18 protein-coding genes are annotated in these 24,425 nt (G+C 69.4%); 11 read left to right on the top strand and 7 right to left on the bottom strand.

What is annotated here, in order from left to right:
- Nucleotides 1-77 precede the first annotated feature (77 nt).
- From ppc to IPN47_27180, 4 genes are all read left to right on the top strand, one after another.
- The gene (ppc, locus tag IPN47_27195) at nucleotides 78-2,867 is read left to right on the top strand and encodes a phosphoenolpyruvate carboxylase (GenBank protein ID MBK9411669.1); all 2,790 of its coding nucleotides are present in this window, start codon (nucleotides 78-80) and stop codon (nucleotides 2,865-2,867) included.
- A gap of 69 nt (nucleotides 2,868-2,936) precedes the next feature.
- Entirely contained in the window at nucleotides 2,937-3,995 is a 1,059-nt protein-coding gene (locus IPN47_27190) for an MBL fold metallo-hydrolase (GenBank protein MBK9411668.1), read from the top strand.
- 157 nt (nucleotides 3,996-4,152) lie between these two features.
- The gene (locus tag IPN47_27185) at nucleotides 4,153-4,662 is read left to right on the top strand and encodes a hypothetical protein (GenBank protein MBK9411667.1); all 510 of its coding nucleotides are present in this window, start codon (nucleotides 4,153-4,155) and stop codon (nucleotides 4,660-4,662) included.
- A gap of 96 nt (nucleotides 4,663-4,758) precedes the next feature.
- Entirely contained in the window at nucleotides 4,759-7,917 is a 3,159-nt protein-coding gene (locus IPN47_27180) for a PD40 domain-containing protein (protein ID MBK9411666.1), read from the top strand.
- On the opposite strand, the gene IPN47_27175 is transcribed toward IPN47_27180, so the two are convergent.
- Nucleotides 7,811-8,494 carry an RsmD family RNA methyltransferase gene (locus IPN47_27175; GenBank protein MBK9411665.1) on the bottom strand — a complete coding sequence of 228 codons (684 nt, stop codon included), beginning with the start codon at nucleotides 8,492-8,494 and terminating at the stop codon, nucleotides 7,811-7,813. The genes IPN47_27180 and IPN47_27175 overlap by 107 nt on opposite strands.
- A 25-nt stretch (nucleotides 8,495-8,519) precedes the next feature.
- Between IPN47_27175 and IPN47_27170 the strand changes: the two genes are divergently transcribed.
- Nucleotides 8,520-8,996: a Uma2 family endonuclease gene (locus IPN47_27170; GenBank protein MBK9411664.1), complete on the top strand. Its 477-nt coding sequence runs from the start codon at nucleotides 8,520-8,522 to the stop codon at nucleotides 8,994-8,996.
- A gap of 143 nt (nucleotides 8,997-9,139) precedes the next feature.
- On the opposite strand, the gene IPN47_27165 is transcribed toward IPN47_27170, so the two are convergent.
- The 6 genes from IPN47_27165 to IPN47_27140 all read right to left on the bottom strand — a co-directional run bounded on the left by IPN47_27165 (nucleotide 9,140) and on the right by IPN47_27140 (nucleotide 17,395).
- Complete coding sequence (locus IPN47_27165) at nucleotides 9,140-9,826, bottom strand: DUF1080 domain-containing protein (GenBank protein ID MBK9411663.1); 687 nt, start codon at nucleotides 9,824-9,826, stop codon at nucleotides 9,140-9,142.
- A gap of 3 nt (nucleotides 9,827-9,829) precedes the next feature.
- The gene (locus tag IPN47_27160) at nucleotides 9,830-12,055 is read right to left on the bottom strand and encodes a penicillin acylase family protein (GenBank protein MBK9411662.1); all 2,226 of its coding nucleotides are present in this window, start codon (nucleotides 12,053-12,055) and stop codon (nucleotides 9,830-9,832) included.
- Between the two features lie 177 nt (nucleotides 12,056-12,232).
- Nucleotides 12,233-12,403, bottom strand: a complete 171-nt coding sequence (locus IPN47_27155) for a hypothetical protein (GenBank protein ID MBK9411661.1) — start codon at nucleotides 12,401-12,403, stop codon at nucleotides 12,233-12,235.
- Between the two features lie 16 nt (nucleotides 12,404-12,419).
- A complete protein-coding gene (locus IPN47_27150; GenBank protein ID MBK9411660.1) occupies nucleotides 12,420-12,710 on the bottom strand; it encodes a hypothetical protein in 291 nt (96 codons plus the stop codon).
- A gap of 138 nt (nucleotides 12,711-12,848) precedes the next feature.
- A complete protein-coding gene (locus IPN47_27145) occupies nucleotides 12,849-16,505 on the bottom strand; it encodes an ABC transporter permease subunit (protein ID MBK9411659.1) in 3,657 nt (1,218 codons plus the stop codon).
- A complete protein-coding gene (locus tag IPN47_27140; GenBank protein ID MBK9411658.1) occupies nucleotides 16,502-17,395 on the bottom strand; it encodes an ABC transporter ATP-binding protein in 894 nt (297 codons plus the stop codon). The genes IPN47_27145 and IPN47_27140 overlap by 4 nt, the downstream gene beginning before the upstream one ends.
- 183 nt (nucleotides 17,396-17,578) lie before the next feature.
- Here IPN47_27140 and IPN47_27135 point away from each other — a divergent pair, with 183 nt between their 5' ends.
- From IPN47_27135 to IPN47_27110, 6 genes are all read left to right on the top strand, one after another.
- Complete coding sequence (locus IPN47_27135; GenBank protein MBK9411657.1) at nucleotides 17,579-19,309, top strand: amidohydrolase; 1,731 nt, start codon at nucleotides 17,579-17,581, stop codon at nucleotides 19,307-19,309.
- 3 nt (nucleotides 19,310-19,312) lie between these two features.
- Nucleotides 19,313-20,011 carry an AroM family protein gene (locus tag IPN47_27130; protein ID MBK9411656.1) on the top strand — a complete coding sequence of 233 codons (699 nt, stop codon included), beginning with the start codon at nucleotides 19,313-19,315 and terminating at the stop codon, nucleotides 20,009-20,011.
- Between the two features lie 76 nt (nucleotides 20,012-20,087).
- Complete coding sequence (locus IPN47_27125; protein ID MBK9411655.1) at nucleotides 20,088-20,561, top strand: VOC family protein; 474 nt, start codon at nucleotides 20,088-20,090, stop codon at nucleotides 20,559-20,561.
- Nucleotides 20,558-21,505 carry a dihydrodipicolinate synthase family protein gene (locus IPN47_27120; protein ID MBK9411654.1) on the top strand — a complete coding sequence of 316 codons (948 nt, stop codon included), beginning with the start codon at nucleotides 20,558-20,560 and terminating at the stop codon, nucleotides 21,503-21,505. Before IPN47_27125 ends, IPN47_27120 begins: the two co-directional genes overlap by 4 nt.
- Complete coding sequence (hydA, locus tag IPN47_27115) at nucleotides 21,502-22,908, top strand: dihydropyrimidinase (protein MBK9411653.1); 1,407 nt, start codon at nucleotides 21,502-21,504, stop codon at nucleotides 22,906-22,908. The genes IPN47_27120 and hydA overlap by 4 nt, the downstream gene beginning before the upstream one ends.
- A gap of 26 nt (nucleotides 22,909-22,934) precedes the next feature.
- Nucleotides 22,935-24,413 (top strand): NAD(P)/FAD-dependent oxidoreductase, encoded by a 1,479-nt coding sequence (locus IPN47_27110; GenBank protein ID MBK9411652.1) that lies wholly within the window; start codon nucleotides 22,935-22,937, stop codon nucleotides 24,411-24,413.
- Nucleotides 24,414-24,425 lie beyond the last annotated feature (12 nt).

Genomic DNA, 24,425 nt, shown 5'->3' with positions numbered 1-24,425 from the left:
ACTGGATATCGAATCTGCGCGCTGTACTGCCGTCTCAAGTGCCTGCAGGACAATTCTTTAGATAGCAACGAATAAACATGCGTACTCCCGCAGACCCCGCCGTGGCCGCCGCCGAAAAGAACCGCCCCCTCATGGAGGATATCAGGCTCCTCGGGCGGATCCTCGGCGACGTGATTCGCGAGCTTGATGGGCGGGAGGCCTTCGAGCTCGTCGAGCGCGTTCGCCAGCTCTCGGTGGCCTACCGCCTCAAGAGCGACTCGGCGGCCGGTGAGGCGATGGACAAGCTCCTGCGGAACCTGTCCAACGACCAGACGGTGAGCGTGATCCGCGCCTTCTCCTACTTCTCGCACCTGGCCAACATCGCCGAGGACCGCCACTTCGTCCGGCGCCGACTGCATCACGAGCGGCAAGGGCACGTGCAAGAGGGGTCGCTGGCCAAGACGTTCAGGCGGCTCGCCGCGGCGGGAGTCAGCCCCGACACGATCGCGCAGACGCTCCAGTCGGCCCACATCTCCCCGGTCCTCACCGCGCACCCGACGGAGGTGCAGCGGCAGAGCATCCTCGCCGCCGAGCGCGCGATCGCCGCCCTGGTCGCGGTGCGCGAGACGCTCCGAACCGACCGCGAGCGCGCGGAGAACGAGGCGCAGATCAAGGGGTGGGTGACGCAGCTCTGGCAGACGCGGATGCTACGCCTGGCCCGGCTCACGGTCGGTGACGAGATCGAGAACGCGCTCCAGTACTACCACGCGACCTTCCTACGCGAGATCCCGCGGATGTACCGCACCCTCGAGGAAGCGCTCCCCGGGACGGACATTCCCGCCTTCTTCCGCATGGGGAACTGGATCGGCGGCGACCGGGACGGGAACCCCTTCGTCACGGCAACGACGTTGCGGATGGCGCTGCAGCGCCAGGGCGAGACCGCCATCGGTTTCTACCTCGACGCGCTGCATGCGCTCGGAGGGGAGCTGTCGATGTCGGCGCTGCTGGCCCACGTCACGCCGGAGCTGCAGGCGCTCGCCGAGCGCTCGCCCGACACCAGCGAGCACCGGCAAGATGAACCGTATCGGCGCGCCCTCATCGGGATGTACGCTCGCCTGGCCGCCACGTTGGAGGCGCTGACCGGAAAGGTCGCCATGCGACAGGCGGTGGCGCCGGCGCCGCCGTATGCCTCGCCCGATGCCCTGCTGGATGACCTGCGCATCGTCGAACGGTCGTTGCGCGGACACGGCGCCGGCTCGGTGATCACCCTGCGCCTGGCGCCGCTCGTGCGGTCGGTGCAGGTCTTCGGCTTTCACCTGGCCACGGTCGACCTGCGGCAGAGCTCCGACCGGCACGAGGCGGTGTTGACGGAACTGCTGCGCGCGGCCGGGCTCGAGCCCGACTATTCGTCGTTAGGCGAAGACGGACGGCGCGCGCTCCTCGTGCGCCTGCTCGACGATCCCCGTCCGCTGCGCGTGCGCGGCCACCGGTACGACGACGCCACTGCCAGCGAGCTGGCGATCTTCGAGACGGCGGCGACGCTCCGCGCGCAGTTCGGTCCCGACGCCCTCCGCCACTACATCATCTCGCATACCGAGGAGGCGAGCGACCTCCTGGAGGTGCTCCTCCTCTTCAAGGAGACGGGGCTGGTGCGCGGCACGTTGCGCGAGGGCGCGGTGACCGACCTGATCGTCGTCCCGCTCTTCGAGACCATCGGCGACCTGCGCCGATCGACGGCGATCATGCGCGACTTCTACGCCACGCCGGGCGTTGGCGCCATGATGCGCGCCTCGGGGGGCGAGCAGGAGATCATGCTCGGCTACTCCGACAGCAACAAGGATGGCGGGACCTTCACCAGCAACTGGGAGCTCTACAAAGCCGAGACGGCGCTCGTCGCGCTGTTCGCTTCGCTCGAGGAGGCGCTGGGCGTGACGCTGCGCCTGTTCCACGGGCGTGGGGGGACGGTGGGGCGCGGCGGTGGGCCGAGCTACCAGGCGATCATGGCGCAGCCCCCTGGGACGGTGAACGGGCAGTTGCGCCTGACGGAGCAGGGCGAGGTGATCGCCTCCAAGTATGCCAACCCCGACATCGGGCGACGCAACCTCGAGACGTTGGTGGCGGCAACGCTCGAGACGACGCTCCTCCCGCCGGCCAAGGCGGTCCCCCGGACCTTTCGCGAGGCCGCCGAGGCGATCAGCGACGGGAGCTTCACCGCGTATCGTGCGCTGGTGTACGAGACGCCGGGCTTTGCCGACTACTTCTTCAGTGCGACGCCGATTCGCGAGATCGCCGAGCTCAACATCGGGTCGCGCCCTGCTTCGCGAAAAGCGACGCGCGCCATCGAGGACCTGCGGGCGATCCCCTGGGGCTTCAGCTGGGGGCAGTGCCGTGCCGCGCTTCCGGGGTGGTGCGGCTTTGGGTCGGGGGTCGCCTCGTACCTCGCCGCCGATCCGGCGCAGCACGATGACCGCCTCGCCCTCCTGCGCCGGATGCACGAGCAGTGGGCGTTCTTTCGCACACTGCTCTCCAACCTGGACATGGTCCTCGCCAAGACCGACCTCGGCATCGCGCAGCGCTACGTCGAGCTGGTGGAGGATCACGCGTTAGGCGAGCGCATCTTCGGGTGGATCGAGGCCGAGTGGCGGCGCACCGACCGCGCGCTCTCGCTCATCACCGGCGAAGCGAACCGCCTGGCCTCCAACCCCGCGCTCGCGCGCTCGATCGAGCACCGCTTCTCCTACATCGATCCGCTCAACCACCTGCAGGTCGAGCTCATGCGGCGCTATCGCGCCCGTGCCGCCGACTCGGAGGAGGCGATGGAGCGCGTGAAGCGTGGGATCCACATCTCGATCAATGGCGTCGCCGCGGGGCTGCGCAATACCGGCTAGCCCGCGCGGAGCGGGCGCCGGCGCATTGACCCATTTGACATCGCGACGTGCGACGGAGAGTGTTGCGGGATGAAGACGCTATCGCCAATCGTCGCGCTGCTGGCCGCGACCGCCTGCGTGGGGTGTGCGCCGAAGGGCGAGACGCCTCGCACCGACGCTCCGGCCGCCACGGCCGCGGCGCCCACCGATTCCATCACCACGCCGCCGGCGGCCACCTGGTGCGCGCAGCTTCCGCGGGCAGCCAACCGCGCCCTGACGCGCGTCGACGTTCCCTCCACCTGGTTCGAGGTCTACCGCGTCGACGATGGGGTGTTCGCCCTGGTCGAGTCGCAGCAGTGGCAGGAGGCGATCTCGTACCTCGTCGTGGGACGGACAGGGGCATTGCTGTTCGATACGGGGCTGGGCATGTCGCCCATCCGTCCGGTGGTCGAGGCGCTGACGCCGCTCCCGGTCCGCGTGCTCAACTCCCACACGCACTACGATCACGTGGGTGGCAATGCGGAGTTTGGGGAAGTGCTGGCGGTGGAGTCGCCCTACACCCGCGACAACCAGCGGGGATTCCCGCACGAGAACCTCGACAGCGAGGTCGTCCCGGCGAGCTTCTGCCATGGTGCACCGGCGGGGCTTGATACGGCGACCTTCCAGACGCGCGCGTGGACGGCCACGCGGCGTGTGGCCGACGGCGACACCCTCGACCTGGGGGGGCGCGTGATCGAGATCCTCCAGGTCCCCGGGCACACGCCGGACGCCGTCGCGCTGCTCGACCGCGCCAACCGACTGCTCTGGACCGGCGACACGTACTACGACGCTCCCGTCTGGCTCTTTGCCCCCGAGACCGATCTCGATGCCTACGAACGCTCGATCGCGCGCCTGGCCCAACTCGCGCCATCGGTGACTCGGCTCCTCCCCGCACACAACACCGCGGTGGCTGAGCCGGCACGGCTGGGCGAGATGAAGACGGCGATACGTGCGGTGCGCGAGGGGAAGGTGAAGGGGGTCGCCGAGGGGGGCGGGTCGCAGCTCGTCTTCACCTTTCCGCACTTCGCCATCCTGACGACGCAGGCCCTGCTCGACGGTACGCGCACCGACGGCAAGGCGGGGAGCTCCGGGCTCAAGGTGTTGCCGTAGCGGGGCGAGCGTTTCGAGGCGTCGGGAGGGGAGCGGCGGGGCACCGACGGGTTCATCGCGGAACGGTCGTGCGGGGTGATGCGATCGCGTGTGACGGGAGCCGATGACGGCCCGTCCTTGAGGCGACTCCCACGCGCTTCAACGCCGCGCCTCTTCCATGCGCCTCACCAACGTCGGCCGAACCATCACGCTCGAGCACACGCCAGGGATGCACTGGTTCCTGGGAGGGCTCCTGATCGTGGTCGGGCTGGTCGGCCTCGCGGCGCCCGTGGGCATGGCGGCCGATGCCGGGACGCTCCAGGCCTGGGAGCGCGTGGCGGTGGCCGCGGCGGGGGTAACCGCGCTGCTCGCCGGGGGGTGGGTCTGCTGGCGGGCCCCAAGGACGCAAGCCGTGCTCGATCTCGCAAAGGGGGTGGGGCGCATCGAGCACACCGGGATCGGGGTGCGCGAGACGATCGAGTTCCCGCTCGAGGGGGTGGACGAGGTGGTGCTCGACCACGGCAAGGACGACGACGGGGGTGACGTATACCGCCCGGCGCTGCGCATGCGCGACGGACGCATGGTGCTCCTGTCGCCGGTCTGGATGCACCACGGGCCACAGGACACGGTGCAGGCGTTGGGGCGCGCCCTCGACCGCCCGGTGGCGCGGCCGGCGCTCACTCGTTAGGCTCACGGGGCAGGGTCCTGCCGATCGATAGTCGCGGCGACTGATCGCGCGCCCCGCACGGATTGCGCCTGCGCGGCGATGGCGGCACAATGCAGGATGCCGTCACGTCACGTCGTCTCGCTCGCCGCCGCCCTCGCGCTCACGGTGGGCGTGCCCGCGGTCGCCGCCCCGCAGCCCCCCGCGGTCGACACCGTCGCCTTCACCACGCGAGAGGGGACGTGGATCTCCCTCGACGTGGCAGCTGACGGCACGCGCCTCGCCTTCGAACTGCTCGGCGACATCTACGAGCTCCCGATGGCTGGCGGCCGGGCGACGCCGCGCCTCACCGGCCGTGCGTTCCAGTCGCAGCCACGGTACTCCCCCGACGGGTCGCGGCTCGTCTACGTGAGCGATGCCTCGGGGTCGGACAACCTGTGGATCGCAGGGGCCGATGGTGGGGCGCCGCGACAGCTCACCACGCGCCGCCGGGCGCTGATGATCTCACCGGCCTGGGCGACCGACGGTCGCTCGGTCATCGTGACGCTGGTCGACGACACGGGGCCGCGCGCCGCCGAACTATGGCGCTTCGATGCCACCAGCGGGGCGGGGGAACGCCTGGTGGAGAACACCAACGGTCCGCAGCCGCCGCTCATCTCGGCGCCGGCCCCCGGGGGGTACGGTGCGGCGGTGTCGGCGGATGGGGCGTGGCTGTACTTCGCCTCGGTGACGCCACGTCCCTACGGCAGCCGCAACGGCGCCTCGAGCGTCATCATGCGGCGGCCGCTCACTGGCGGGCCGGCACAGCCGGTCGCGCTGGAAGGGACGCTCCCCATGCGTCCGGCGCTGTCGCGCGACGGGCGGTGGCTGGTGTACGCCGCGGTACACGAGGGGGTGACCGGGTTGCGCGTGCGCGACCTGCGGAGTGGCGACGAACGGTGGCTGGTGCGCGGGCTCGACCGACACGAACTGGAGAGCCGTGCCACGCGCGACGTGGTGGCGGGTTACGCCATTGCGCCTGACGGTGAGTCGGTCGTGGTGGCCTTCGGCGGCCGCATCCACCGCATCACGATCGCCAGCGGCACCGATGCGATCATCCCGTTCGAGGCGCCGGTCTCGCTGGAGGTGGTCGCGCCGCTGGCCGTGCCACAACGCCTCGCGACGGGCGAGGTGCCGGCCAGACGCCTCCACCATCTTGCCGTGGCACGCGACGGCCGCCTGGCCGTCTCGGCGCTGGCCCGCATCTACGTGGCCACGAGCGGCGGCGGCGTGCCGCGTCGTCTCACGCGCACCGAGCGGCCGCGCGAGTTCATGCCCGCCTGGTCGCCCGATGGGCGGTGGATCGCCTATGTCACGTGGGACGAAACAGGGGGGCACCTGTGGAAGGCGCCGGCTGACGGGCGCGGCGCGCCGGTGCGACTGTCGGCGCTGCCGGCCTGGTACGCCGACCCGGTGTGGACGCCGGCCGGCGACTCGATCGTCGCGCTCACCGCCACGTTAGGCGCCACGCGCCTCGTGAGCACCGCCGTCCCTGCCGAGATGCGCGTGACCCCACCGCCCGACGCGCGGGTCGTCGTGGTGTCGGCCGCGACCGGTGGGGCGCGCACCATCGTGTCGAGCGACGGATTGCGCCTGCCGCACTTCGCCGCGGGCCGGCTGCATCTCTCGTCGCCCGCGGTGGGGTTGGTCTCGCTCGGCATGGACGGAAGCGGGCGCCGCACTGAGGCGACGCTCGCGCCGTCCCTGGGCCGCGGCTACTTCCTGCGCAGCCCGGATGGGCGGGCGCTGCTCGTGCAGGCCGGGCGCACCCTCCTGCGCGCGGCCATCGCCGCCGATTCCACGAGCCCGCGCGTCATCGCCGCGGCCGACGCTACCGTCTTGAGCCAGGCGACGCCGACCGGTGTGGCGTGGAGCGCCGATGGTGAACGTGCGTCGTGGCTCGTGGGGGCGACGGTTCACATGGGCAGCGGAGCGGCGTCGGACGCGCGCGCCGTGTCGTTGACCATCGGCGTGCCGCGCGCGGCTGCTGTCGGTGTCGTCGTGCTGCGCGGTGGGCGCGTGATCACGATGCGCGGTGACGAGATCGTCGCCGACGCCGACGTCGTCGTGCAGGGCGAGCGCATCATCGCGGTTGGCGCCACCGGACGCGTCGCCATTCCCGCGAATGCACGCATCATCGACGTGCGTGGCAAGACCATCGTGCCCGGATTCATCGACCTGCATGCGCACCTTGGCGTGTCGCAGGAACTGCAGCAGCCCGAGTGGACCGGCGGCTTCGCCAACTTGGCGTATGGCGTCACCACCGCGCGCGACCCGCAGGCCGCCCCCGACATCTTCGCGATCGCCGACATCATCGACGCCGACGGCGTCCCCGCGCCCAGGATCTTCTCGACCGGGCCTGGACTCACGTTGGGCGAGGGCGGCACCGGGAACTTCCTCGCCCGCGACTTCCGCTCGCTCGACGAGGTACGGCAGGCCATGCGCCGCTACCGGGACGAGTATCGCACGTCGTACCTCAAGTCGTACCTCACCGGGAACCGCGAGCAGCGGCAATGGGTCGTGCAGGCCGCCCGCGAGATGGGCATCATGCCCACCACCGAGGGGGGCGCTGACGCCAAGGCCAACCTCACGCACGCCATGGACGGCTTCAGCGGCAACGAACACGCGATCCCCAACGCCCCCATCTACGACGACGTCGTGCAGCTCATCGCCCGCACGGGGATCACCTACACTCCCACGGTGATCGTGGCCTTCGGCGGCGCACTGTCGATCTACCGGTTGCTGGCCGAGGAACGTCCGCACGCGACGCCCAAGGTGAATCGCTGGTACGCCGACGGGGAGCTGTACCAGCGCTCGCAGACGCGGATGCTCTGGTTCCCCCCGCAGGACTACAACGATCGCGACGTGGCCGCGGGGGCGGCGGCGATCCTGCGCGCCGGCGGGCGTGTGGCGTTAGGCGGCCATGGCGAGGTGCAGGGGCTCTCCAACCACTGGGAGATGCGCCTGCTGGCCGACGGTGGGATGACCCCGCACGAAGTGCTGCGCGTGGCGACCATCGAGGGGGCGCGAGGACTTCGGCTCGAGGCGGAGCTGGGCTCGCTCGAGGCGGGGAAGATGGCCGACCTCGTGGTCCTCGACCGCGACCCGCTGGTCGACATCCGCAACGCGACCGCTATCGCCTACGTGATGAAGGGCGGCGTGTTGTACGAGGGCGAGACACTGGCGCGGGTGTGGCCCACGGCTCGGGCACTACCATTGCCCTGGGCGCTCGCGCGTTAGGCGCGCCCTCGCGGCGGTAGATCGTGAAGCGCGTGTCACCCGACGTGATGGTCGAGTGGCCGGGGGCGATGGGGTGACTGACCGCGTGCTCGACCGCCAGCACAGGGGAGAAGCGCTTCTCCTGCCACAGCCGGATGATCCAGTCGAGCTGTCTGGACTCGTACGGCGGGTCGCAGAAGGCGATGTCGTAGCGGTCCTCGGTGAGCGCGTCGGCAAAGTGAATGGCGTCGTGCTTGAAGACGCGCGTGCAGTCCTTGAGTTTGAAGCGCCCGATGTTGGCCTTGAGCGCAAAGAGCGACGACGGGCGCCACTCCACGAAGTCGACCGTCTTGCTCCCGCGCGACACCGCTTCGATCCCCAACGCGCCCGTGCCGGCAAAGAGGTCGAGGATGCGCGCGTCGGCCAGCTCGGGCTCCAGCAGGTCCAACAGCGCCGAGCGCATGTGCTCGGCGGTCGGCCGCACTCGGCGATCGCTGGGAGAGGTGAGGTCGCGCCCTGCAAACTTGCCGCCGACGATGCGCATGCGATGATGATGAAGTGACGCCGGCGTGACGCCGGCGCGTAGTGTTGCTGCCATGACTGATACAACCTATACTCGGCCCATGCCCACCGCCGCGCCGATGACTGCCGAAGAGCTGCTGCGCCTCAACGTCCAGGACAAGCGAACGGAGTTGGTGAAGGGGCGTCTGGTGGTGAGGAAACCGGCGGGGTACCAGCACGGCCAGGTGGCGATGCAATCCGCCGTCGCCATCTCGAATCCGTCCGCCGGCATCGGCTCGGTGCGAGCTTCGCCGCCGAGACCGGCTTCACACTCTGCGCCGCAACCCCGATACGGTGCGCGCGGCCGACGTGGCCTTCATTGCGACGGCCCGGCTGCTGCCTTCGAGACGCGCGGCTTTCCGGAGCTTGCGCCCGACCTGGTCGTGGAGGTCCTCTCGCCCGACGATCGGCCGGGCGAGGTGCTCGCAAAGGTCGCCGACTGGCTCAATGCGGGATGCCGTCTGGTGTGGGTCGATCGACCCCATGCGCCGTACCGGCTGCGTGTATCGGGCCGATGGAGCCATCGCGCTCCTGGGTGAGCACGATGTCTTCGACGGCGAGGATGTGCTCCCGGGCTTCCACAGCCTGAGCTGGCGTCGATCCTGACGTGAACGGCGGCGGGAAACGAGCAGCGGGGCGCGGCCACTCGGCCGCGCCCCGCGTCGTTCTCCCCCTGCCATCGCTACGGCGTGAGCGTCGTGATCGGCGTCAGCAGCACCTTCCGGAACTCCACCGGCGTTCCTTCCGACTGGATCGCGATCTGTCCGTGATCGGCCGTGGCGTTGGTCCCGTGGTTCACCAGCGTCCCGTTCACCCAGACCTTCACCTCGCGCCCCAGCGTCTCGATCACCATGCGGTTCCATTCGCCTAACGACTTCTCGGAGCCATCGGTGAGGTTCTTGATGCGCCGCGCCTTCCCCTCGGTGATCCCCCAGGTGTCGCGTGGACCGCGGCGCGCGATCATGTCCGGGACGGTGATGTCCTCCACGATGCACCAGAAGTCGCCGGCGTTCCCGCTCTCCATCTGCACCTCGATGGACTTGGGGAACATCTGGTAGAGCGCCCGAGGCGTCGACGCGTGGATCAACACGCCAGCGTTGCCCGGCTTGCCGGTGAAGTGGTACTCCACCTCGAGCCGGTAGTTGCGGTACGAGGCGTCGGTGATGAGGTGTCCCTGCGGCTCGCCTAACGTGGCGAGCTGACCGTTGCGCACCACGAACGGCTGCGGCGCCCTGGGATTGGTGTCCAGCACCGGGACGTCGACGTGCCACCCGGCGAGGTCCTTTCCGTTGAACAGCGAGCGTGAGCCCTGCGCCGGCGCCACGGAGGCGACGGCGCAGAGCGCGAGGGCGATGACGGGGGCGCGCATGTCCTACTGCCCCGGCTTGTACGTGCGCTCGGTGTGCCCTTGCAGCTGGTTCGGGTAGAAGTACACCGGACGCAGCTCCCCCTTGGCGTACCGCTCGGCCTGATCGTTGAAGTGCTTGTTCTTCGGGTCGCCATTCACGCCCCCCGCGGTCACGGCGATCGCGCGCACGCTATCGCCAAACTCCACGGCGGCCACGAACGAGTTGCCGCTGGTGCCGTACCACTTCTTCGTCCCCTTGTACGGACGCGCCCCGAACGAGGCCAACGAACCCCAGCGCGCCGAGGCGAACGGCACCGGGATGCTCGCCCCGGCGTCGTCGAACGGCTGCACGATGTCGCCGGTGAGGCGCTGGAAGCGGTTGATGTCGCCCCACGGGGTCTTCCACGCACCAAACGACGCGGTGAGCGTGTCGACGGCCGCGGCGAGCCCTTCGAGCTTCTGCGCCGGCGCGATCTTCCTGCCGATGTAGTCGTACACCGACAGGTCCTCGCTCTCGGCGTCGGCCGCCGACTTGCGCCACATCTCCTCGCCCCAGAAGATCGCCAGCGATGTCGGCACCGAGGTCGCGCTCCATCGGAAGTCCCACCCGCGCAACTCGGCGATCGGCTCGGCCAGCTTGGCCTTGAGCGGGCTGGACGCCGGCGCGGCATCGTACGCCTTCAGCAGTCCCGGGATCAGGTCGGCCAGGGCCGGGAGGTAGCTATCGAACGCCGCATCGCGCAGCGTCTCGATCGTGAAGTCCTTCTTGTCCTTGAGCACCATCATCGCGTGGACGCCGCGCGGATTCTCCGGGTACGTCTCCATGTACGCCGGGTAATCCCGCTTCTTCGGACTGTTGGGGCCGGCCGCCGAGTAGGGCCAGTTGTTGGTGTTCTGGATCCAGCCGCTCGCCGGGTTCACCACGTTGGGGCTCTCGTCGACGGTGTGCACCCCCTTCCACTCCGCCGCCGGGTTGGTGCCGTCCACGGGTTCGTTCCAGTTGAACTTGGGGTCGCGCTTCTGCACGTGGTTGGCGTGGAAGTAGGCGATGTTCCCTTCGGCGTCGGCGAAGATCGTGTTGTTGGACGAGTTCGTGTGCAGGTCCATCGTCTGCTTGAACTCGGCGTAGTTCTTCGCCTTGGTGCGCTTGTACGACTGCGTGAGCGCGGTGAGCGGATCGTTCATCATGTTGAAGGCGATCCACTTCCCGTCCTTCTCGCGCACGATGGGGCCGTGGTGCGTGCGGTAGACGGTGAAGTCCTTCGTGGCGGGGCCGGCCGCACCCTTGTAGGTGATGGTGATCGTTTCCGCGCTCACCGGGCGCTGCTCGCTCCCGTACGTGTACGTGAGGGCGTCGCCGTTCTTCGTGATCGTCTCGGCCCACTCGTCCACCACGTCGGCGCCGCTCGAGGTGTGCATCCACCCCGCCTTGTCGCTGAAGCCCTGGTAGATGAAGAACTGTCCCCAGGTGATGGCGCCGTAGGCGTTGAGCCCCTCGTCACTCGTCATCTGCGCTTCCTCGCGGAAGAAGAACGACGTGTGCGGATTGATCCACAGGAGCGCCTTCTTCGACGCGCTGTTGGACGGGGCGATGGCAAAGCCGTTGGAGCCGGTGGGCTCCTGCGGGCGCCAGCGCTCGGCCGTCGCCAGTTGCAATTCGCGGGCGCGCCGCTGCGCCGTCCGCTTCGTCGTGTCGCTCTTGCCGTAGAAGGCCTCGAGCTGGCGCAGCGAGATGTCCTCGATGTCGCCGCCAATGCTCCCTTCGCTGAACGAGAGCGCCATCCAGGGCTCCCAGTGCGCGATGACGCGCGGCTTCACCTCGGGGTGCTTGGCGAGGTAGAAGTTGAGCCCATCGGCCCAGGCGTCCATCAGCGACTTGAGCCACGGCTCAGCGCGACCGTAGAGCGCCTTGAGCGTGTCGGGGTGGACGAACAGCCGCTGCCGCAGGTCGCGGTACATCGCCGACTCGCCTTCGGCCTCCGCGAGTCGACCGAGCGAGACCAGGAAGTTCGTCTCGACGCGGTTGAAGTCGTCCTCCGCCTGGGCGTAGATCACGCCGAAGACGGCGTCGGCGTCGGTCGTGCCGCGCACGTGGGGTATCCCCCAGTCGTCGCGCGTGATGGTGACGGCCTGCGCCCGCTGTTCCCAGCGCGCGGCGTCCGCGTTGGTCGTGGGGTTGGCGCTGCCGTCGGACTCGGGGCGGGACGAACACGCTGCGGTCAGGGCCGCAACGAGCAAGAGGCGCTTCATGGGGAGGGCGATCGTCGCTCGGGAAGGGAAGCTGGGGGAGAGCGCAGATAAGGTACGCGCGCACCCCAGCGGTCAAGACTCCCGGCTTATCTCGCGCCGCGATCTTCGCGGACGGGCGACGACGACTGCCACCGCTCCTGCAACGGCGAGCGCCACGCCGGCTGCAGGTCGATGCGACTACGACTGCGTGGTGGCGCCTTCGCCCTCGACGGGGATCGCCTGCGGATCGGGCGACTCGTCAGCCTGTGCGCGCGACTCCTGCCGGCGCTGGAGCTTTTCTTCCTTCTTGCGTTGGCGTTCCTGCTCCTTCTTGCGACGCTCGAAATCGTAGTTGACGCGCTTCTTCATGGGATTCCTGCTGGAGTCAGCGGTGTGAGGGCGGTCGCATCCCCGACGGCTCGCCGACGAGATCGGTGAGCGAGGAGGCGTACGGGCTCAGGTCGATGAGCGATCGGGCGAAAGCCTGGCTCATCTCGTTGGCGCCGTCTTCGGTGGCCGCGGTCGCCTGGGAGTCGAACGCGCGCAGGGAGCCCCAGCGGCCGATGACGACGCCCACGGCCCAACGCCCGGATCCGCGCACCTCGTAGGTGCGCGCCGCGATGGTATATCCTCGGTACTCGAGCGGTGCGATGCGGACGGCCTTGGAGAGGGACACCGAAACCTAGTCCACGACGCACCCCCCGTGGCGCGAAAATGCCCGGGTTCTCGGCGTTTCCGCGCCGTCGAGGGCGCATCGAGGCTGCAGCGAGGCTGCAGCGAGGCTGCAGCGAGGGCTCCAGGCCGACTCCGCGGCTCACCCCTTGTCCACTTTTCGCTCCGCCAGCTTGCGTCGAAGCATCAGCACGCGGACGTCCGGATCGACGACGACCTTCTCCGGCCCGAAGGGCGAGCGCACCTTCACGGTGCGCGTCTCACCGCCGCCGATGGTGACCCGCGTGAGCGCCTGCGCATACGGCGTTGCGGCCTTTTTCGTCGAGTCGGCCGGATAGCGCTCCCCCTTCACGACGCCGATGTCGAGCGGCATGCGCGCGGTCCCGGTGTTCTTCACCACGGCTTCCGTCTCCCACTCGCCGTCAGTTGCAATACGTCGAGTGGTCGCCCGTTGGACCTTGTACTCCAGCGTGGAGACCGAGTCGAACCACTGGCGCACGAAGTCGTCGTAGGCCGCGGTGTCGGACGCGTAGCCCCGCAGGTGCGCCGTGAGGTCCTCGAGGGCGGCGTGGTCCTCCGTGCCGCGGAACTTCGCGATGAACTCCTTCATCCCCCGAAGGGCGTTGGCGCGCCCCATGCGCTCGGCGAGCATCCAGAAGGTCCACCCGGCCTTCTCGTACGTCACCACGCCATCACCATCCTTGGAGCCGTCGATGCGATACAACGTGCGCTCGGCGTCGGCGCGGCGCCCCTCCTCCCAGCGCGTCTCGAAGCGCTGGCGGATCTCCAGCGCGGCCCGCGCCCCCTTCTCCTGTTCGATGAGCAGCATGGTGGAGAAGTGCGCCATCCCTTCGCTCAGCAGGTTGGCGCCGGGGCCGCGACCGGGCTGCAGCATGTTCGCCCACCACTGATGCGCGATCTCGTGCGCGCTGACCATGTAGGCCAGCTGCGTGCGCGGTTCGCTCTTGGTGAGGAAGCCGACGTCTTCCGAGAAGGAGATGTTGGTGGGAAAGCCCTGCGCGTAGGTGGAGAGCGCCGGGAACTCGGTGATCTTGAGCGTCTTCCACGGATAGGCGCCGAACCACTCCCCGTACCACCGGCGTGCGCCGTTCATCGCCGAGAGCATCTCGTCGACGTTGTAGCGATGCGCGGGGTGATAGAAGAGTGCGGTCCCCGCCCCGCGCTTCACCTCGTAGCGGCCGGCGATGATGTTGAAGGCCATCACCGGCTCCTCCGTCTGCCACGTCACTGTGCGCGTGTCGCCCCGCACCGAGTCGGCGACGAGTTCCCCGACGCCGTTGGCCGTGAAGTCCTTCGGGACGGTGATGCGCGTGCGAACCGTCGTGGGCAACTGGCTCCCGAAGCTGGCCGGCGTCGTTCCCACGTACCAATCGTCCGGATACTGTCGCGGCTCGAACCGGTTGTCCTTGTCGACGCCGATATCGGCGATGTAGCCCACATACGGAAACCAGCGCGGACCGAAGTTGGTCATCACGACACCGGAGGGGATGATGAACTCGCCGGCCGCGCCGCTCCCCTTGGTGGGCGCCGAGACGTCGCCCGTGTACGAGAAGGCGATGCGCACCGAGTCGCTGGGGCCTAACGGGCGCTTGAGGCGGAAGAGGTACAGCGCCGACGCGGTGTCGGGGACGATGGAGTCGCCATCGACGGTCCAGCGCATCTGCTCCCAACGCCCCACGGTGAGCGCCAGCTGACGCAACGTCGTGTCGCGCTGGTTGCGGATCAGGTAGCTCCCTGCCACGGCAAAACGCTGCGCCGCGGCATCGATGGTCACGTCGATGTCGACGTCCTTGAGCCAGGGAAATGGCGCCTCGGCGAACGTCGCCAGGTTCTTCTTCCAGTAGTCCTTCTCCATCTTCTCGGCGCGCCCACCGTCCGGGCCAAGGCTCACCTGCCGGGCGAGCATCACTCCAAAGACGGCGGGGGCGAGGAGGAAGGGCGACGCGTGGCGCAGGGCGAGCCAGAGCTGACGCCCCGAGAACGCATGCGCCAGGCTCACCGTGTCGCGCGCCGTGCGCGGATACCACCGCACGGCGACGCGCCAGAACGCCACCGCCAGCGACAGCCACAACAGCCGGTTGAGGATGAGCGCGTTGCGGTCGAACTCCAGCGTCCCGAGATCGGTCCAGCGTACCCCCGTCCACAGCGACCAATTGAAGACCCACATGCTGCGGCCGCTGATCGTGGCCCATGCCGTCCCGGCCAGTGCGGCCAGCGCCACCGCATATGCCGTATACCGATTGCGCACCACGCTCCACGTCGCGAAGACGAAGGTCGTGAAGGCGAGGAAGGTGGGGAGGAAGAGGAGCCCCCACATCAGCAGGAACGGCGTGACCGAGAAGGGGACCTTCCCCTGCACGAGGATGAGCACGGCCGCCGCCGCCAACCCGGCGAACGCGACGACCAGCCAGACGACGCCGAGCGCCATGAGCTTGCCGACGAGCAATGCCCCGGTGTTGACGGGGAGTGTGTCGTGGATGGCGTTGAGCCGCGTGGCGCGTTCGCGCTCCATGCTCTCGACGCCGTAGAAGACCAGCAGCAGCGTCACGAAGACCGCCATCATCTGCATCTGCGAGGCGGCCAGTTGCCCCGGCGTGAGCAGGAGCGGCGTGTCGAAGGCGCCGATGAGGGTGATCGAGTTGCCCACCAGCTGCAACACTATCAACGGGACGAAGAGATAGAGCCCGGCGCGTGAGGCCAGTTCGCGCGCCTCTGCCTTGGCCCCTCCCCACGCCGTGGCCCACCACCCGTGCGGCGCCGCGGTCATCTGCAGCGTGGCGAGCGAGGCCTCGGCGCCCGTGAGCGCCACTGGCAGGGGTGCTGCCGCCGCACTGGCCAGCGCCGTGCTCACCTCGGCCGCACTCACGCGGTGCGAGGCGCGCGCGGTACGGGCGAATCGACGCACTCCCCACCACGTGGTCGCGAGCCCGACCGCCAGCCAGAACAGGCGATTGGCGACGATGAGCGACTCCCACCCCACGCGCTGCGTGTTGTAGAACTCGGCGCCGCGGTCCACCTCGAGGTACGTCTCCCGCAACCAGCGCGTCCCGGCGGGGTCGGCAAACATCAGCGCCCGGTTCGCCGACTCACTCAGCCAGGCCGGCGACCACGACCAGAGAAAGAAGGCGCAGAGCATCATCACGGCGATCGGCGCCGCGAAGACGAGGATCGATCGCCGCGTCCCGGTGCCGATGCCGAAGGCCACGCCCGCCGAGAAGAGGATCGACGGCACCGAGATCACCAGCGCCGGGACCAGGAAGTTCGTGAGCGCGAACGGTCCGCGCGACTCCTGCATGTCGGCGTTTGGCAGGACCGACAGGAAGAGGATGAGGAGCGCGACGTGGAAGGCCACGACGAGCAGAAAGGCTGCGGAGACACCCAGGAACTTCCCCCACGCATACTCCGTCGGGCGCAACGGCGTGGAGTTGAGGATCTCGAGGGCGCGCGCCTCGTCGTCGCGAATGACGCTCAGCCCGGCCGCCGCGGCGACGAAGAAGGTGTACAGCCCGAAGGAGAGCACCGTCATGATCTGCGTGACGGCAAACTGCGACGTCACGAAGGCCTTCTTCCCGCCCACCGACGCGTCCCCCGATCCGAGGACGATCTGCACCACCCCTTCCGACATCCCCCACGTGATGAGGAAGAGCAGGACCAGCAGCGTCCACACCATCGGGCGCCTGAGCGTAAGCGCGAATTCGTCGCGCGCGACGATCCACAGGCGGCGCCCGCTGCCGCCTGACGAGTCGGTGCGCATGCTCGCGGTCTGGCTCGTACTCATGCGATGGCGCTCGCGCTGAGCGCCGGCGCGCGCATGAGCAGGAAGTAGGCATCCTCGAGCGTCCCCGAGACCGGCTCGAAGCCCTCGGGACAGAGGCCGCTCTCCTCGAAGATGCGCACGCGATTGCGCCCCTCGACCAGGACCGCCTGCGTCACGCGGCGCGTGCGACGGACCTCCTCCAGCTGCTCCGGCGACACATCGCCTTCAAAGACCTTGCCGGTCAACTGCGACCGCGCCTCGTGCGGCGACGTCAGCGCCACCACCTGCCCGCCGCGAATCACCGCGAAGCGACGACAGAGGACCGCGACGTCTTCCACGATGTGCGTCGACAGGAGCACCGTGCGCTCCTGCGCCAGCTCGGCGAGGAGTCGGTAGAAGCGAAGCCGCTCCTCGGGGTCGAGCCCCGCCGTGGGCTCGTCGACGATGATGAGCTTGGGATTCCCGGCGATGGCCTGGGCGATCCCCAGGCGCTGCCGCATCCCGCCGGAGTAGTCCTTCACCTTGCGCTTGGCGGCGTGTGCAAGGTTCACCCGCTCGAGCAGTTCACCGGCGAGCGCGCGTACGCCACGCGGTCCACCCACCCCCTTGAGCTTGAGCAGGTACTCGAGCATCGCCTCCCCGCTCAGGTGCGGGAAGAAGCCGAAATCCTGCGGGAGGTAGCCGAGCGATGCGCGCAGCGTATCGGGATTGGCGAGGACGTCGAGTCCGTCCAGGTGCACCGACCCGGAGGTGGGCTCGAGGACGCCGGCCAGGATGCGCATGAACGTCGTCTTTCCGGCCCCGTTAGGGCCCAGCAGACCGAACATCCCGCTCGGGATGTCGAGCGAAACGCCTTGCAGTGCGGCGACCGGGCCGGGGTAGACCTTCACGAGGTTGCGAACGGCGAGCATGGCGCAGGAGGGGGAGAGGAGGGCGGTCGGCGGCAACCGACGGCTGGTGCGTGGCGGGACCGCGACCGATGGACGGAGGGAGTCGGCTAAGCTTCACCTGTCGCACCGCTTCGGAAGGGGGACGCCTCGCCGGCGGCGGGGCACGGTGCGAAGTTGAGGGCAACTCGCTCCAGGATGCACGCCATGGGTCGCGACCTCTCCCGCAAGGAGTTCCTCTCCCGCACCGCGCTGCTCGCCGCGGGCGCCGTGCTGCCGCGCTCCGCAGGCGCGACCGGCTCGGCCGCACCCGGTGCGTCGCAGGCCAAGGGGAGCGGTGTCGAGGCCGACCTCATCGTGGTCAACGCGCGGGTCTTCACGAGCGACTCCGCGCAACCGCGCGCCGAGGCCTTTGCGGTGAAGGACGGTCGCGTACTCGCCGTCGGGCGCAACGCCGACATCCGCAATGTCGCCACCGCCCGCACGCGCGTCTTCGATGCGGCCGGGATGACGGTGACGCCCGGGTTCATCGACGCGCACTGCCATCCACGTGGCGAGCGTGTCCTCTTCGAGGTGGATGGGAACCTGCGCAGCATTGCCGCCCTCAAGGCGGCGATCGCCAAGAAGGCGGCCGAGACGCCGCCAGGGTTCTGGGTCAACGCCTACATGTTCGACGACACCAAGCTGTCGGAGGGGCGTCCGCTGCATCGCCGCGACCTCGACGAGGTGGCCCCCAATCACCCCGTGTCGGTGAATCATCGCGGCGGCCACACGAGCTGGTACAACAGCGCGGCGTTGCGCCTGGCGGGAGTGACACGCAACACCCCCGACCCCGAGCACGGCCGCTTCTTCCGCGACGCCGATGGGGAACCCAATGGCCGCGTGGCCGAGCGGGCCCGCGACGTCTTCGCCTCGGTGGGACAGCGCAAGCGCTACACCCCGGACGAGCTTCGCGAGCGTGCACGGCAGGGGATGCGCCACATGTCGCGCCTGCTCACCGCCTCGGGGCTCACGACGGTGCATCACATGTACGCCGAGCAGGACGACCTGACCGCGTACCAGGACGTGCGCGCCGACGGGGAGCTCCGCCACCGCGCGTACCTGATGGTCGGGCCGAACGCGTACCGGCAGCTGCGTGATGCCGGCGTGCGCACCGGAATGGGCGACGAGTGGATCCGCATCGGCGGCACCAAGCGCTCCGCCGACGGCTCGGCGTCGGAGCGCACCATGCGCATGAGTACCCCGTACGTCGGCACCGACGACTACGGGATCCTCACGATGTCGCAGGAGGAGATCCACGCCGAGGTGGATGACGCGCATTCGCACGGGTGGCAGGTCGGCATCCACGCCAATGGCGACGTCACGATCGACATGGTGCTCAAGGCCTACGAGCGCGCGCTCGCCCGCTGGCCGCACCCCGACCGGCGCCACCGCATCGAGCACTGCTCGCTGGTGAACTCCGACCTGTTGCGACGCATCAAGGCCACCGGGACGATCCCCACCCCCTTCTGGACCTACATCTATTACCACGGCGAGAAGTGGGGGGAGTACGGCGACGACAAGATGCGCAACATGTTTGCGCATCGCTCGTTCCTCGACGCGGGCATCGTGGTTCCTGGCGCGTCGGACTACGGCCCGGGACCGTTCGAGCCGCTGATGGCGCTGCAGAGCATGGTGACGCGCCGCGACTTCAAGGGGCGCGAGTGGGGGGCCAACCAGAAGGTCACGGTGGATGAGGCGCTGCGCATCGGAACCATCAACGGCGCGCACGCGTCGTACGAAGAAGCGAGCAAGGGGTCGATCACGGCGGGGAAGTGGGCCGACTTCGTGGTGCTGGAGCGGGACCCGCACGAGGTCGACCCGAACACCATCAAGGACATTCGCATCGTGCAGACCACGGTGGGCGGCAAGGTGATGTACCCGGCGAGCGGTGCCTGACGAGTGACGCAGCGCGATCCCGCCGCCCCGCTCCTCGGTATCGTGACCATCGGCCAGTCGCCGCGCCCCGACCTGGTCGCGGCGTTCGCCGCCCATGCTCCGGGGGCGCGCGTGGAGGTGCGCGGCGCCCTCGACTCCCTCGACACGACGGCGATCGACGTGCTGAGCCAGCTTCCCACCGACTATCCGCTGCTCGTGCGCCTCGCCGACGGGACAACGCGATCGATCGGGCGCGACGCGCTGCACCCCCTCGTGCAACGCGTGGCCCAGTCGTTTGCGGCTGACGGTGCCTCGGCCGTGGTCGTCGCCTGCGCCGGCGACTTCCCCGACGTTGCCTGCGACGTTCCCGTCGTGCTCCCGGGACGCGTTGTCCCCGCGGTCACGCGTGCCCTGTGCACCAGTCCCCGCATCGGCGTCGTGACGCCCATCGAAGGTCAGGTGGCTGCCGCGACCGCCAAGTGGCGCACCGATGGCTTCGACCCCGTCGTCACATCAGCCCCGCCCGACGATGACGCAGCGCTCGACCGCGCAGCCGAACAGCTGCGAAGCGCCGGCGTCACGCTCATCGTGCTCGATTGCATGGGGCACGCCGACGATGCGGCGCGCCGGCTCGAGGCGCACGCGGGGGCCCGCGTCCTCCTGGCCCAGTCGCTGGCGGCGCGCGTCGCCGGCGAACTGGTGCGCCCGTTCGTCTCCGTATGATCGCACACGCTCCCTTCACCCCACGTCGCACGTGCTGACCCTTCGTCGATTCGTCGTCCCCGCCGCCCTTGTCGCGATGGCAGCTGCCGGGGCGACCACGCCGCTCGCTGCCCAGGTGCAACGCCCCGTTGCTCCGGCCTTCCAGGGGAACATCACCTTCCTCTACTACAAGGACATCCCGCGCGCCCAGCGCTTCTACGAGGACGTCCTCGGCCTCACCCTCACCGTCGACCAGGGCTTCTCCAAGATCTACCAGGTCTCGCCGACCTCGTTCGTCGGGCTCGTCGACGAGGCGCAGGGGCTGCATCGCGCCAGCGAGACCAAGGCGGTCACCCTCTCGTTCGTGGTGCAGGACATCGACGGCTGGTACCGGTACCTCAAGTCGAAAGGGGTGCCGATGCGCGGTGAGGTGAAGGACGCCACGCGGCATCCCACGCGCGGCTTCGTCGCCTACGATCCCGAAGGGTACTTCCTCGAGTTCGAGCGCTTCCTGGACGACCCGCAGAACGCCAGGCTCAACGCGGCACTCAAGGCGGCCGCGCGCCCATGACGTCGCACCGGCTCACCGCCGACACGCGCGGCGTCTTCGTCATTTCGGCGACGCCGTTCCACGACGACGGCTCGCTCGACCTGTCGTCGCTCGATGGCGCCCTCGACTTCTACCTGCATGCCGGCGTGCACGGCATCACGCTGCTCGGCATGATGGGTGAGGCGCACAAGCTCACCGCCGAGGAGAGCGTCACCGTCGTCAGGCGCGGGCTCGCCCGCATCGAAGGGCGCGTCCCCGTTGTGGTCGGCGTGAGCGGTGGGTCGCTCGTCGCCATGCGCGAGCTGGCCCTCGACGCCATGGAACACGGCGCCGCCGGCGTCATGGTCGCCCCGCCGTACGGGCTGCGCACCGACGACGCCATCGTCTCGTACATGGCCACGGTCGCCGAGGCGTTAGGCAGCGATGTGCCGATCGTCTTCCAGGACTATCCGCCCACCACCGGCGTGTACCTCTCGGCGGGGTGCCTGCACCGGGTGATTCGCGATGTTCCGTCGGTGGCGATGTACAAAGCCGAGGACGTCCCCGGGCTCGACAAGATCTCGAAGACGCGTGCGGCCGAGCGTGCCGGGACGCGGCGCGTGAGCGTCGTGTCGGGCAACGGGGGCCTGCTGCTCCCGCAGTCGCTCTCGCGTGGCGCCGACGGCATCATGACCGGCTTCAGCTATCCCGAGATGCTCGTCGCCGTGTACGAGGGCTACGCGCGCGGCGAGGTCGACGCCGCGGACGACCTGTACGATGCCTATCTCCCGCTCGTGAGCTACGAGAACCAGCCGGGCTTCGGCCTGGCCATCCGGAAGGAGATCCTGCGCCGCCGCGGGGCGATTGCCTCGGCCAAGGTGCGGGCCCCGGGGCCGCGACTCGTCCCCGACGACGTCGCCGAACTCGATCGCCTCCTCGCGCGCCTCGAGCGCGCCCTCCAGCACCGCGGAACCACGCCCCGATGACCTACAGCTACGACCTCGTGATCCGTGGCGGAACGGTGGCTACCGCCGCCGAGACCGTCTTCTGCGACATCGGCATCCGCGACGGGGTGATCGTTGCGTTAGGCAGCGACCTCGGAAATGCGAAGGAGGTGCTCGACGCCTCCGGGCGCCTCGTGCTTCCCGGCGGCGTCGACGCCCACTGTCACGTGGACCAGGTCTCCAGCACGGGGCTCATCACCGCCGATGACTTCTACTCCGGCGGCGTCTCGGCGGCCTGCGGCGGGACGACGACGATCGTGCCGTTTGCCGCGCAGCACCGCGGCAACTCGCTGGTGCAGGTCGTGCGCGACTACGAGGCCAAGGCGGCCCCGAAGGCGTTCGTCGACTACGCCTTCCACCTCATCGTCTCTGACCCCACCCCCGCCGTTCTCTCCGAGGAGCTCCCGCAACTCATCCACGAGGGGCACCCCTCGCTCAAGGTCTACCTGACGTACGACGCGTTGCGTCTGACGGACAAGCAGGTGCTCGACGTCCTCCTCGTGGCGCGCAGGGAGGGGGCGATCACCCTCTTTCACGCCGAGCATCACGAGTCCATCGCCTGGCATATCGAGCGCCTGCTGGCCGAGGGGAAGACGGGGCCCAAGTGGCACCCCTACGCGCGGCCCGAGGCGGCCGAACGCGAGGCGACGGGGCGCGCCTGCTTCCTGGCCGAGGTCACCGGCGCCCCGATCCTCATCGTGCACGTGTCCGCGGGTGCACCGCTGGACGAGATCCGTCGCGCCCGCGCCCGCGGCGTCCACGTCCTGGCCGAGACGTGCCCGCAGTACCTCGTCTTCACGAAAGAGGACCTCGACAAGCCGGGGTTCGAGGGGGCCAAGTGGATGTTCTCGCCCCCCGCGCGCGACCACGCCGCCCAGGAGGCGCTGTGGGAAGGGTTGGCCGACGGGACCTTCGACATCTTCTCCAGCGATCACGCGCCGTATCGCTACGACGATCCCCAGGGGAAGAAGGCGCACGGCGAGCACGCGCCCTTCACCAAGGTGCCTAACGGCGTCCCGAGCCTCGAACTCCGCATGCCGCTCCTCTTCTCCGAAGGGGTGAAGAAGGGGCGCCTCTCGCTCGAGCGGTTCGTGGCGCTCACCGCCACCAATCCGGCGCGGATCTACGGCCTGCTTCCGCGCAAGGGGACGATCGCCGTGGGCGCCGACGCCGACCTCGCGCTGTGGGACCCCGAGCGCACGCACACGGTCACGCGCGAGCTGCTGCACGACCGCATGGACTACACCCCGTTCGAAGGAATGCAGCTGACGGGCTGGCCCGTCACGACGCTGTCGCGCGGTGAGGTCATCTGGCACGAGGGGGAAGTCCGCGGCGCTCCCGGGCGTGGGCGGCTCATCCACCGCCCGGCGCACCGAATCTCCTAGTGTCCGATCGCGCCGCGGCCCGCCGGGTGCGCCTCGTTATCGTCGGCGCCGGTTTCTCCGGCATCGGCCTGGCGATACGCCTGCGGCAGCAGGGCATCGAGGACTTCGTGCTCCTCGAGCGCGCACAGGCGTTAGGCGGCACCTGGCGCGACAACAGCTATCCGGGGTGCGCCTGCGACGTCCAGTCGACGCTCTACTCCTTCTCGTTCGCCCCCAACCCCGACTGGAGCCACGTCTTTTCCCCGCAGCCGGAGATCTGGGCGTACTTGCAGCGCTGCGCCGAGCGCTTCGACGTCACCCGGCACATGGTCTTTGGCCAGGACGTCACGGGCGCCGTGTGGGACGACGAGTCGCACCGGTGGGACGTGACCAGCAGCGGTGGGCGGTGGAGCGCGGAGCTGCTCGTGCTGGCCAACGGTCCGCTGAGCGATCCGGTCATCCCCGATATCCCGGGACTCGATCGGTTCGCGGGACCTCGCTTTCACTCCTCGCAGTGGGACCACGCGTATCCGCTGCAGGGCAAGCGCGTCGCGGTGATCGGGACCGGCGCCTCGGCCATCCAGTTCGTGCCGCGCATCCAGCCGGTGGTGGCGCGCCTGGACCTGTTCCAGCGCACACCGCCCTGGATCATGCCGCGGCGTGATCGCGCGATCGCCGGCTGGCGGCGCGCGCTCTATCGCGCCGTGCCGGCGGTGCAACTGGCGGAGCGCCAGGCGCTCTACGCCTTTCGCGAGGCCCTGCTCGTCCCCTTTCGCCACCCACGAGTCGCTCGCGTGGTGGAATGGGTGGCGCGCCGGCACCTCGAGGCGCAGGTCGCCGACCGCGAGCTGCGGGCCAAGCTCACCCCGCCCTTCACCATCGGATGCAAGCGCATCCTCATCTCCGACGACTACTACCCGGCGGTCACACGGCCGAACGTCGACTTGGTGACCGAGCGGGTGGTCGCCGTCACCAACACCGGCGTGACCACCGCCGACGGCCGCACGCGCGAGGTGGATGCGATCATCCTCGGGACCGGCTTCCGGGCCACCGATCCCCCGTTGGCGCCGTTCGTGCTTGGGCGCGACGGGCAGTCGCTCGCCGAGGCGTGGCAGGGGAGCCCGGCCGCGTACATGGGGACCACCGAAGCGGGATTCCCGAACCTCTTCTTCCTCCTGGGCCCCAACACCGGGCTTGGGCACTCATCGGTCATGCTGATGGCGGAGGCCCAGATCGAGCACCTGCTGGGCGTGCTGCGCCTGATGCAGTCGCGCGGCGCCACGACTGCGGAGCCCAGCGCCGACGCGCAGCGCCGCTACGTGGAGTGGCTCGACGCGCAGCTCGCCCCCACCGTGTGGAACAGCGGCGGCTGCGACAGCTGGTATCTGGATCGCACCGGACGCAACTCCGCGCTCTGGCCACTTGGCATCGGCCGCTTCCGCCGTACCGTGAAGGATGTGCGTGCCCAGGACTACCTGTTCGCGGCGGCGCGACCGTCTCAACGGGGGAGCGTCGCGCATGGGTGATACCGGCGACGG

It is taken from the genome of Gemmatimonadota bacterium, assembly GCA_016719105.1.
Taxonomy (GTDB): Bacteria; Gemmatimonadota; Gemmatimonadetes; order Gemmatimonadales; family Gemmatimonadaceae; genus SCN-70-22.
This window is presented reverse-complemented; position numbering and strand designations above follow the sequence as displayed.